The organism is Methanosarcina sp. 1.H.T.1A.1 (genome assembly GCF_000979295.1).
Taxonomy (GTDB): Archaea; Halobacteriota; Methanosarcinia; order Methanosarcinales; family Methanosarcinaceae; genus Methanosarcina.
The window spans coordinates 1-12474 of the sequence record NZ_JJQY01000103.1 but is presented as its reverse complement, the minus strand read 5'-3'; the positions used below and the strand labels follow the sequence as shown (position 1 = coordinate 12474).

Sequence of the window (12474 nt, the reverse complement as noted above, 5' to 3'; positions counted from 1 at the left end):
CAGTATAATTCTTGCAGGAACTACAATCGGGGAAAATAGTGTTGTTGCAGCTGGGAGTGTTGTTATGAAAAACGTAGAACCCTCTACCGTTGTAGTTGGTTGTCCGGCTAGAGTTCTAAAGAAACTTGAGTGATCAATGGTGGAAGTGCATGATGAGTTATTGTGGTTGATGATGGAAGTTTGAGATAATCTTTTCATCATTTTATTAAATTTACTTTATTAAAAATAGAGGACAGGAATCTAATGGAATACTTTGAGGAAATTAACGCGCAAATGGAATGCCCTGAAAAAATTAACGAACGAGAAGTTATGGAGTATTATGGTTACAGTGGTTCATTCGGTGTAATTAAATTTTATTTTCGTTATTTAATTTGCTGGATATTGCAGAAGACGGCTAAAATTTGTCCGCATTATGGAATATCTGTAAAACTCCAGCGGATGAGGGGTGTGAATATCGGAAAACACGTATATTTGGGGCCTGGAGTCAACCTCGATGATCTATACCCTGAATTAATTACAATCGAAGATTACGTCAGTATTGGAATGGGAACCATGATCTTTGCGCATTCCAATCCCAGATGTTCCCCATATCTTAAAACAAAGTATTATCCAAAGGAAGTAAAGCCTGTAACTGTAAAAAGTGGTGCATGGATTGCGCCTGGCAGTATAATTCTTGCAGGAACTACAATCGGGGAAAATAGTGTTGTTGCAGCTGGGAGTGTTGTTATGAAAAACGTAGAACCCTCTACCGTTGTAGTTGGCTGTCCGGCTAAAGTTCTTAGGAAACTTGAGTAATCAGTGATGAATTATACTAAATTAGTAAGGGGACTTCATGAAAATAGCAATCATCCTCGGCACCAGGCCTGAGATCATAAAAATGAGCCCTATAATAAGAGAGTGTAAAAAACAGGGTATAGAATATTATGTTCTCCACACCGGCCAGCACTACAGCTACGAAATGGACCGGATATTTTTTGATCAGCTACAACTCCCTGAAGCAAAATACAACCTCGATGTGGGTTCAGGCCTTCACGGCAAACAGACAGCAAAGATGCTCGCCGGAATAGAAGAAATCCTGATAAAAGACAGGCCCGATGTTGTCCTTGTCCAGGGAGATACAAATACTGTCCTTGCAGGTGCCCTTGCATCGTCCAAACTTCATATAAATATAGGCCATGTCGAGGCAGGCTTAAGGTCCTTTAACAGGAAAATGCCCGAAGAAACCAACAGAATTGTTACAGACCACATTTCCGATTACCTCTTCACACCAACTGAAACCTCAAGAAAATACCTTATGGACGAAGGAATTCCTGAAGAGAGAATCTTCGTTACAGGAAACACAGTTGTCGATGCCGCCTGCCAGAACCTTGAGATTTCAAAAAATGGTGCTAATATCCTTGACAAATTCGGCTTAAAGGAAAAAGAGTACTTCATAGCCACGGCTCACCGCGCTGAAAACGTGGACGATAAAAAGCGTTTAAGCGGGATCTTAAAAGGCTTTTCGCAGATCCATCACGAATTCAAACTCCCTCTCATATTCCCTGCTCATCCGAGAACGGTCAAGATGATAAATGAATTCGGTTTTGAAGTACCGGAAGGCACTCATCTGATCGAACCTATCGGATACTTGGAGTTCCTACAGCTCGAAAAAGGAGCAAAACTGATCCTCACGGACAGCGGAGGTGTGCAGGAAGAAAGATGCATCCTTAAGGTTCCCTGTATGACATTGAGGGAAAATACTGAGAGACCTGAAACCGTGGACGTGGGTGCGAACCTGATTGTGGGAACTGATGAGAGAATAATCCAGGGTACCCGGAAAATGCTTGAATCCAGCTTTGAATGGGAAAATCCCTATGGAAACGGCGATGCCGCCGAACTGATCCTCAAGGAATTACAATAATCAACTTAATTTATCAGCTTAATTTTTCAAAGTGGGTGTGAAAATATGGTAAAAATTTGCGTACTCGGTCAAGGATACATTGGCCTCCCTACTGCTCTTCTTTTTGCAAACAATGGCCACGAAGTCGTGGGCATTGATGTAAACAAGCGTGTTGTTGACACCCTCAAAGCAGGCAAGATGCCCTTTGAAGAAAAAGGCTTCCAGGAACTTCTGGACGGAGCCATTGCCAGAAAAGCTTTCCGAGCAGAATCTCTTGTCGAAGAAGCCGATTCCTTCCTCGTAGCCGTTCCAACTCCCTTTGACTCCGAAATGCGTATGGCAGACCTCAAATACGTGGTCTCAGCCTGTGAGATGATTGTCCCCCACCTGAGAAAAGGCAACCTCGTAATTATAGAATCCACAATTCCCCCCAAAACCTGTGACAAGCAGGTAAAACAGATCCTTGAAAAGTCCACCCTCAAAATGTGTGAGGACTTCTACGTCTCCCACTGCCCGGAAAGAGCAATCCCAGGCAACACTCTCCACGAAATGGTCTACAACGATCGCGTAATCGGCGGTGTAGACGAAAATTCCACCCAGCTTACAGCTGACCTCTATTCCTCTTTCGTAAAAGGAAACCTCCACCTAACAACCAGCACAACCGCCGAAATGATCAAGCTAATGGAAAACACTTCCCGCGACGTTAACATCGCCCTTGCCAACGAGTTCGCCCAAATCGCCGATGATTACGGCATAGACGTCTGGAAAGCCATCGAAATCGCAAACAAGCACCCCCGCGTAAACATCTTAAAACCCGGCCCCGGCGTAGGCGGTCACTGCATAGCTATCGATCCCTGGTTCCTCACCGAAAACGCTAACAACAGCAGCCTCATCATGATGTCCAGGCAGATCAATGACTCAATGCCCCAATATGTTCTGAAGATGGTTAAGGAAATGATTGCAGGAATTGAAAATCCGACGATTACCGTGTTCGGGGTTGCTTATAAGGGAGATATTGCAGATACAAGGGCTACTCCGGCTAAGAAGTTTATCAAGCTTGCAGAAAAGGAAGGATTCAGGGTTAAGATTTATGATCCTTTTGTGAAGGAGTGGAGCTATCCGATTCTGGGATTTGAAGAGGCTGTGGAGGGGAGTGATTGTATAGTTGTATTGACGGATCATTCGGAGTTTAGGGAGATCAATCCAGAAAAACTTACAGGGTATATGCTGAATCTAAACATATTTGATAGTAGAAGTGTTATTAATGAAAAATTGTGGGGAAAGACTGGGTTTAGAGTAAGAACTATTGGGAAATAACTAGTGTCATGGCAATTTAATTATTGAACCTAGTCTTTGGATATTTTTCCCCTCGTAATACAAGGATTCAGAGATTATTAGGTGATCAATAACTAAATTTTCTCGACACTAGTGCATCGCTTCCAAAAATGAAGAAACTAGGTTGTAACTGTTTGGAAAAATGTATACTGGTAACCATAAATGACAAATAATAAACTTCTCATACAAAGAGTTGGATTAGTTGGTGTTACAAATCTTCTCTTAGGTTTAAGCACTATAATATTGCTTCCAATTCTGACGAGAAATATATCTATTGCAGATTACGGTATATGGGCTCAGATTAGTGTTACTATTTCTATATTGCCTGGTATTACGATGCTAGGATTACCATTCACTATGACACGGTTTATACCTTCCGCTCAGACAAGAGAGGAAATCCAGGAGATGTTTTATTCTATACTAGTTATCATTTCAATAAGTAGCGGATTAGCATGCTCATTGATCTATCTCTTTTCAAAAAGTATAGCTTTAACTCTATTTGATGGTAATATTAATATTGTACAAATTGTATCGTTGATCGCATTTATTGAGTGTTTGAACAGTACATTAAACAGCTATTTCAGAGCAACACAACAAATAAAAAAGTATTCAGTATTTACCTTCATGCAAACAGTGTTGTATTTGTTCTTTGTTATTATCTTTGTACTTGCAGGAAAAGGCATCTTAGGTGCTACAATCGGACTCCTAATAAGAAGCCTCATTTTATTTTTGATAATGGCATACTTTGTTTTTAACGATATTGGGATTAAACTTCCTAAGTTCACAAATTTGAAAGAATTCGCGAGTTATGGAATTCCTACAATTCCAATAAACCTCTCAAGATGGATTGTGGAATCAAGTGATCGTTATGTAATAGCTATGTTTTTGGGCACAACAGCTGTTGGATACTATACACCAGGTTATTCTCTTGGTAATATTATATACATGCTTATAGCTCCTATTTCATTTATACTTCCTTCTACTTTATCAAAATACTACGATGAAAAGAATATAACAGAAATCAAAAAGACACTAGACAATTCTTTAAAGTATTTTCTTGCAATTGGTATACCATCTGTATTTGGCCTTTCACTATTATCCAAGCCTATATTGTCGATATTATCAACACAAGAAATTGCTTCAAACGGATATTTAATAACTCCATTTACGGCAGTTAGCGCACTTTTTTTTGGAATAATCTCTATCTTTAATCAAGTACTCCTGCTTGAAAAGAAAACAAAGATTACAGGAAAAGTAGTAAGTTTGTGTGCAGCGTTAAATTTTGGATTAAATTTTTTATTGATTCCATATATTGGAATAATAGGCGCAGCAATTACCACCCTTCTTGCATACGCAGTTAATTTGATGTTTATAATATACTATTCTTCTAAATATTTAAAGTTAAAAAATAATCTTCCTCTTATGATAAAATCGATAATATCCTCGTTAATAATGTCTCTGATGATTATTGATGCTAATCCAAATGGATTGTCACATTTAATACTTCTAATAGTAACATGTACTGTAGTTTATTTTTTAATCCTATTTCTTTTGGGGGGAGTTGATAAAGAAGAAATTGTATTTTTTAAAGAGTTTGTAAAGCACTGATGATATCGCTAGGTGTAATTATAATTATTAAAAAGGAGTAATAATAATGTTTGAAAGTTTAATCAAGCGTCAAAAAATCCAAAAAACCCTTCAAAAAAATATATGGGCCAAAACTTCCGAATTAGAAGAATTACAACTGCAAAAATTTAGAGTGATATTAAATCACGCATATCAGAATGTACCATATTACCACCGACTTTTTAGATCTGCTGGATTGAAACCTGAAGATATTAAAAGTTACAAAGACATATCTAAAATTCCAATCACTACAAGAAAGGACTTGAGAGATCCAAAAAATGATGTCATTGCAAACAATATAAAATTGAAAAATTGTATTAAATGTAAAACAAGTGGGTCTACGGGAGTTCCTTTGGAATTAACCTTTACCGTAGAAGATGGACTTTATGCTTGGGCAAGTTACGAAAGAGTCCGGAGAGTAAATGGATATAATCCATCGCACGACAAATTTCTAATTCTTAAGAGTGCCAAACAAAAAAGTAATAATGAAAAATTTACCGTAAAATATATAAAAAAACTTCATGGAAAATTGAGCAACCAAAATACATCTTTAATATATTTAACCGAGCCTATAAATAATCAGATTGAATTATTAAAAACGATAAATCCCGACGTAATATGGGGATATCCATCTGCTATAAAAGTATTGGCAAAAGAGGTAAAAGAAAGAAGTATAGAAAAAATATCTCCCCGACTAGTCTTTACAGCCTCCGAAGTACTTACGGAAGAATGTCGTAATTATATAACTTCAGTTTTTAACAGTGAAATCTATGATGTTTACGGGGCTTGGGAAACAGGCTGTATGGCATGGGAATGCAGTAAACATAGTGGCTATCACATAAACATGGATACTGTACTTTTAGAGTTTATAGATGAAAGTGGAGAGAGTGTTTGTGAAGGAGAAAGAGGTAAAGTAATCGCTACGAATTTAAATGCATTTGGAATGCCTAGAATAAGGTATGAAGTTGGGGATATTGCTATTCCATTAAAAGAAGAATGCTCATGTGGGATGGGGGGATATTTGATGAAAAGCGTGGAAGGAAGGGAAGACGATTTCATAAAATTACCAAACAATCAGATTGTTTCTCCGAGAATTGTAACGGTAACAATTAAAAATGTCCCCGGCGTATCTGAGTTTCAAGCCATTCAAGAGAAAAAAGATACAATTTTAGTCAATATTGTAAAAGAACAGGATTTTGATGAATCCACAATTCACAAAGAATTGGCACGCGCACTTCACAAAGTATTAGGGAATGAAATTAATATCGAATCTCAAATTGTAGATGATATAATAGGAGATAAATCAGGAAAACTGCGAGCTGTGTTTTCAAGGATTTAATATAAAACCCAAAATTATATATGTTGCACTATATTTCCAAAGTAACTCTAAATTACCCATTAGAAATAGCGAATAACCTAAGCCTATATTTTAAAAGATCATATAATAAAGGCGAGACGGATAAAACTTTTTTTGGAGTATTAGATATGATTTATGCAATATATTCTATAAAACCTGTTTAAAGTAAATTTCCACAGGAGCATTATAAATTGAGATCCAATGTTATTGAAAAGATCGTTAACAGTGGCCTGTGCATAGGGTGCGGAACATGTGCAGGTGTATGCCCGCAAAAAGCTCTTGGTATTCAATTCAATAATTATGGAGAGTATACGCCAGTTCAAGAAAAAAATTGTTTAAATGAATGTGGTTTATGCCTAAAAGTATGTCCATTTAGTGATGGAAATGAAAATGAAACAGATATTGGGACAAAGCTCTATGGTAACATAGATGGAATAAATTATTTGTTTGAAACGGGATATTATTTGGACTCTTATGTAGGTTACGCCCCTATTTTCAGACAGAGCAGCTCCTCTGGAGGAATAGTAACATGGATTCTAACAACATTACTAAAAAATAATGTTGTAGATTATGTTATTTGTGTTAGTCCGCAACATAATCCAGAACAGTTGTTTAAATTTGAAACTTTTAGTGATGTAAATTCTGTTTTAAACTCCTTTGGATCGGTATATTACCCTGTTGAAATGTCAGAAGTAATACAGAAAGTTCTAACAGTCCCAGGCCGCTATGCTGTTACTGGTTTACCCTGCTTTATAAAAGCTATCAGGCTAGCTACCCAGAAAAACAGAAAGCTAAGAGAAAGGATTGTTTTCACAATAGGTCTCGTTTGTGGCCAAATGAAAAGCAAAAACTATACAAAATATATCGCAGCGATAGCAGGTAATGATAGCTTTAAAAAAATTCAAAGTGTTTATTATAGAGGAAAAAGTCCTGAAAAACCCGCGAGTAATTATTATTATCAATTTACCGATGAACATGGATCACAAAATAAGATATTCTGGAATGAAGGAGTATCTGAAGCATGGGTAAACAGATGGTTTACCCCTAATGCGTGCAATTATTGTGATGATGTGTTTGCGGAACTTGCAGACATCACATTTATGGATGCCTGGCTTTCAGAATATGCCAAGGATGCCAGAGGCACTAACCTTGTGCTTGTAAGATCTCCTGAAATTTTAGATATTATTCAGGAAGGAATGAAAAAAAATGAAATAAATATCAGAAAAATAGCAATCGAAAAAGTAATAAAAAGTCAGGCAGGAGTTATCTACTTCAAAAGAAACCAACTTTCTTACCGATTACATATAGCCCTTCAGGAGGGACAGGAAATACCTGAAAAAAGAGTTCCTCCAGAGGAAAATATTGGAGTATTGAAGAAAAGAGAAATCAAACTGAAAGCGAGAATGCAAAATGAAAGCAAAGAGCTTTTTTTGGACTGCTGCCAGAACAGGGTTCTGGATGTAAAAACGTTCAGAAATGGAATGCAACCATATATTAAGCAGACAAAACAGCTTAGATTATTTGGAAAACTTGCACTTCCAATTCAGGTTATTAAAAAAATAGGCAAAAGGGAGGGAAAGGAAAATGAATGAGAGACCTACTTTTATCCTAGCAGGAAATGGTCCATATGAGAACAGAGGCTGTGAAGCGATTGTAAGAGGAACTGTGAAGGCATTGAGACATTACTACAAAGATCCCTCTTTTATATGTGTAAGTTTTTTCCATAGCAACGAACAGTATAAAAGACAATGTGAGCAAGAATTTGATGAAAAGATTATTCATAAAAGAGCAAATCAACGTGCAAAATTATTTGATCTAAACTGGTCTGTTTACAGAATATTAAAAGTTATCGAACCTGAAATATTTAAAAATTGGACTTATAAGGAAATGTTACCATACATTAAAGATTGCCATTCAGTATTGTCTTTGGGTGGTGATAATTATTCACTTGATTATGGGATACCGGAAAGATTTACAATTTTAGACGATATTGCTATAGAAAACAGAAAATCAATAGTAATTTGGGGAGCTTCTGTTGGACCATTTGATAAGTTACCAAAATATGAACAATACATTATAAGTCACCTTCAAAAAGTAAATGGAATTTTCGCACGAGAATCGTCCACTATAAAATACTTAAAAGAAAAAGGAGTTACTCAGAATATATATAAGGTGGGAGATCCTGCTTTTCTAATGGATGCAATAGAACCTAAAGAATTAGATAATAAGATTAAAATTGAAGAAGGGTCAATCGGGATAAACTTCAGTCCATTAATGGCAAAGTATGTCACGGGGGGAGATCTAAAAAAATGGACAAATTTAGCTTCTGAGATTATCATACACGTTTCAGAAAAAACGTACAGAAAAATATATTTAATACCACATGTAACGAGCCCCTTACCAAATAGCGATTATGAATTTTTAAAAAGTGTTCAAAAAATAACTAAAATAGATAAAAATAAACTGATATTAATCCCACCGAAGTACAATGCAGCAGAAACAAAATGGATTATTAGTAAAATGTTTCTTTTCGCTGGTGCAAGGACACATTCTACAATAGCCGCACTATCTTCCTGTATACCTACGTTGAGTTTTGCTTATAGTATTAAAGCAAAAGGGATTAACAACGATATTTTTGCAAATGAGAACTATTGTTTAAATCCAGAAGATCTAAATGCGGAACTAGTCAACAGAAAGATTGAGTTATTAATAGAAAATAATACCCAAATTAGAGAGTATCTTCAATTAAAAATCCCAGAAATAAAAAAGGAAGCTTTAGACGCTGGGAAATATCTTCTTCAAGTTGAATACTCAGAAAATATTTGAGTAGGAATCCAAAATGGAATCTTTTGAAAATCTCACACCGTATATAATATTTTTTACTATAATTATATCGGGACTAATTGCTTTGGGTATAGATAGAAAGAGTATCTGGACAGTAGATAAAGTTGTAGCAGTTTTGGGATTCTTCTTTGGAATATTTATGACTTTCATGAACACCAGATATACCAGCAATGAATTACTACTACTGAGCCCTATAATAGCTGTCTCGTCAATGTTTTATCTAAGATACCGAGATAAAATATTGAAAAATGACATAAAAGTAACTATGTTTGAGGTAAATAAAAAAACATTAAATTTAATTCAGATATCTTATTGGCTTTTAATAACAGCGTCCTTAATAACTTATTATCAATCTTTACCCTATTATAGATCAGAAACTTTCTTTATTATTATATCTGCATGTGTATCTTTATTAGGGATAGAAATTCTGTTAGTAAACTTCACGAATGAACTCCAAATTTTCGAATATATAATAAAAATACTCCTAGTTTCAACGATTTTAAGAGCTAGTTCTTATTTCGTATCATCTTTTCCAATAGGTTCTGACCCATGGGCTCATGCTGAATATATTAAAAGCTTTTTATATTATCACAGTATCGCTATTGCTCCTGGAAGGGATTTTATCCACCAATATTATGTGAGTTACCCAGTATCACATTTATTTGTAGTAGCCACCTCTTTAATTTCAAATTTTGGAATTAAAGAATCAATGTTTATTATGGGAATGATTTTAACACTTAGTAGCGTTTTTACATATCTCATTGTTAAAAATATAACAAATGATTCTAAAATATCTTTAATATCAATGCTATTGCTTAACTTTGCAGACTTACACATACAATGGGGTATTGAAATAATAGCAATGAGTTTTGGAGTCGCCTTATATACTATCATTATGTATCTGATATTAGGAGCTACAGGAAATAAAAAAGTTATTTACGCATCAATGCTAGTTCTTTATTTCTTCGTTATCACATGGACACATACAATTTCTGCTTTTATCACGCTAATATCGATAGGCACATTATACATAGGGAGTGAGATATATAAAAAAGCGTATAAATATCAGAGAGAAAACAGTTCACTGATAACTTTTACTGCCTTCCTATTAATTGCAACAATAATGATATATCACTGGATAGACCCAAAATATCCTTTTTTAGGAAAAATTTGCATAGGTTTAATAAATACACTATTTTCAGAGGCAAAATTTTTAGTAGACCATACAATGTCGAATATTGTAAATTCAATTTGGATGTTACCAATAACATTTGGATTTTTAATATATACATTCTGCGGAATTATTGGCAGTCTCTATTCAATCTCTGAAAATCATATTTCTAAGAAATATTTTTCGTTTCTTTTTATGGTAACAACCCTATACATATTAAGATACTCATTTCCGATATTTGGAATGAATAATATAATCCCGGAAAGATGGCCATCATTTATATATGTGATATTTGTACTATTCATTTCAATTGGGTTTTATAATGTTATACTCTTATTTAAATCAGAAAAGCAGAGAACAGCGATAGCTTTGATATTTTTGTTAACATCAACGTTTTTCATGACAACAAATTTAGCAACAAATAAAGATTCACCTATTTATGGGGAAGAAGTAATTCAAAGATATGTGTGGACAGAATCTGAAATGTCTTTATATAGAAATATAAACCTTCACTATGACAATATAATTGTTGCTGATAAACAAACTGCGATAAGACCTTTCTCAACATATTTTCAAAGGAATAAAAAGAAAATGATGTATTATCCGCAATTAGAAGATGGAAATATAGATTGGAACTCAATGAGTGGAAATCTAATAGTATGGAGAGAGTCAAGCTTAAAGAGGCCCGTAAATTGTGATAAGAGTGAGATGTTGCTCGGAACAGGATTTAAAAACAGCTTAGACGATGAATATAGCTGTGTATTTTATTCAGGAGAAGCACGTGCATTCATTTGAGAAGCTTACAACTAGTGTCGTGACAATTTAATTTTTACTCCTCTTTATATCCTCAGTTTGACAGTACCCACTAATTGGTACTGAATATTTCCCTTCTTTTTTGGTTCAATCGGGCTTGACAAGTCCTATAAATTTATAAAAATTTATTATATATTCTATGTAATTCCATTCCTTTTTGCTACTATCAAGCTATTGATCCAGTCAAAATTCGCAAAAATATGGTTTTTGACACCATTTATCTTGAACTTGATTGTAAGTGTCAAATTCTTCAAACTTTTTTTAATGAATTTTGTAGACGTGTGTTTTAGCTCTTCAAATTCATATCGCATCAGCGATATGAATAATTGGGCGATAAACCCAAGGATAATGGCTCCATAAATGCTATCCTCCGACCACACCCTTAATGGCTTAATCTGAATTTCATTTTTCAATGAATGGAATATTTTCTCAATAGAATCCTTTTTTCTGTATGTTATCAATGCATCTTCCAGTGTCAAATGCCTGTTTGATTTCAGACAGAAAAATCCTTCTCTTCCATTAATCAGTGAAGCTTTTAGGAGTTCTATAGCTTCCTCGTCGCTAAGCTCTTCGAGCTTAGTTCTAAAAGAGTAATCAATCTCAATTAACTCATTATTTACTCTGAATTTCTTAGGAAGCTTTTTGTTGTTTATGATGGCCTTCTGAATCTCTTTTGCTTCCTTTAATTTCTTCATAACAGCTCTTGCTTTTGATTCTAATTGCCTTTTCTGTAGAGATTCAGATAAATAGAAATATTTAATGCTGCTAGGCTTGACTATTTTTATCCCATATATACCTTTTTTGGAATCTATCAGTTCTGCTCTTTCCAGATCAAATTTCTCAATTATTTTATCGTCACTCGTATTCAGTTTCATGGCAGTGAGATAGTCCATCTCAGCATCCTGTATAATCTCGATATTATCTTTGGTATTAGCTCCTTTATCAAAAACAATAAGAGAACCTTTTTTAAGTCTACTTTTCACCTGGTTATAAGTGTCAGAAAAGTGCTCAAGATCAAGAACGTTTCCTTTATTCACTGTAACTCCAATAGGTATGTTAACGGGGTTAGCTAATTCACTAATTCCAACTGTTATCTGTAACTTATCAGGTCTGTGATCTCTGCTATACCCATATTTACCAAGTTTAGATTTAGTCCCGTAAAGGACTATACTCGTCCAATCCAGGTTTATATCCGTCTCTTCAAACTCATATACGGAAAATAGTGAATCCAGAATATCAGAGAGAATTTTCTCTCTGTTACGTCCTAACAGTTCAAGAGTTCTGTAAAGAACTCTTTCATGAAAGCTTTCAAGATTTAAGATATTGAGGATTTCTTCCTGATTTAACCATTTGCCAGCTTCTTTGATACTAAAATTCTCAGTCAATTTGTAGCTTAACAAACCGATTAGTAAACTATTGAGATCAAGACCTTTGCTTTTATGTTTGCCA

9 protein-coding genes are annotated in these 12474 nt (G+C 34.9%); 8 read left to right on the top strand and 1 reads right to left on the bottom strand.

What is annotated here, in order from left to right; translation table 11 throughout:
- The first annotated feature begins 243 nt into the window (after positions 1 to 243).
- The 8 genes from EO95_RS10850 to EO95_RS10815 all read left to right on the top strand — a co-directional run bounded on the left by EO95_RS10850 (position 244) and on the right by EO95_RS10815 (position 11007).
- Entirely contained in the window at positions 244 to 795 is a 552-nt protein-coding gene (locus EO95_RS10850) for a DapH/DapD/GlmU-related protein (RefSeq protein ID WP_052733567.1), read from the top strand.
- 37 nt (positions 796 to 832) lie between these two features.
- Entirely contained in the window at positions 833 to 1900 is a 1068-nt protein-coding gene (wecB, locus tag EO95_RS10845; RefSeq protein WP_048134702.1) for a non-hydrolyzing UDP-N-acetylglucosamine 2-epimerase, read from the top strand.
- A gap of 45 nt (positions 1901 to 1945) precedes the next feature.
- Positions 1946 to 3196 (top strand): nucleotide sugar dehydrogenase, encoded by a 1251-nt coding sequence (locus EO95_RS10840; RefSeq protein WP_048134701.1) that lies wholly within the window; start codon positions 1946 to 1948, stop codon positions 3194 to 3196.
- A gap of 180 nt (positions 3197 to 3376) precedes the next feature.
- A complete protein-coding gene (locus EO95_RS10835; RefSeq protein ID WP_048134700.1) occupies positions 3377 to 4822 on the top strand; it encodes a flippase in 1446 nt (481 codons plus the stop codon).
- A 46-nt stretch (positions 4823 to 4868) separates the two neighbouring features.
- Positions 4869 to 6179 carry a phenylacetate--CoA ligase family protein gene (locus EO95_RS10830; RefSeq protein ID WP_048134699.1) on the top strand — a complete coding sequence of 437 codons (1311 nt, stop codon included), beginning with the start codon at positions 4869 to 4871 and terminating at the stop codon, positions 6177 to 6179.
- Positions 6180 to 6388: 209 nt separating this feature from the next.
- The gene (locus tag EO95_RS10825) at positions 6389 to 7789 is read left to right on the top strand and encodes a Coenzyme F420 hydrogenase/dehydrogenase, beta subunit C-terminal domain (protein WP_048134698.1); all 1401 of its coding nucleotides are present in this window, start codon (positions 6389 to 6391) and stop codon (positions 7787 to 7789) included.
- Complete coding sequence (locus EO95_RS10820) at positions 7782 to 9023, top strand: polysaccharide pyruvyl transferase family protein (RefSeq protein WP_048134697.1); 1242 nt, start codon at positions 7782 to 7784, stop codon at positions 9021 to 9023. The genes EO95_RS10825 and EO95_RS10820 overlap by 8 nt, the downstream gene beginning before the upstream one ends.
- Positions 9024 to 9036: 13 nt before the next feature.
- On the top strand, positions 9037 to 11007 hold the full coding sequence (locus EO95_RS10815) for a hypothetical protein (RefSeq protein WP_048134696.1): 1971 nt from the start codon (positions 9037 to 9039) through the stop codon (positions 11005 to 11007).
- A 155-nt stretch (positions 11008 to 11162) separates the two neighbouring features.
- Here the strand turns inward: EO95_RS10815 and EO95_RS10810 are convergent.
- On the bottom strand, positions 11163 to 12474 hold a 1312-nt coding region (locus tag EO95_RS10810), incomplete at its 5' end, for an IS4 family transposase (protein ID WP_048134695.1).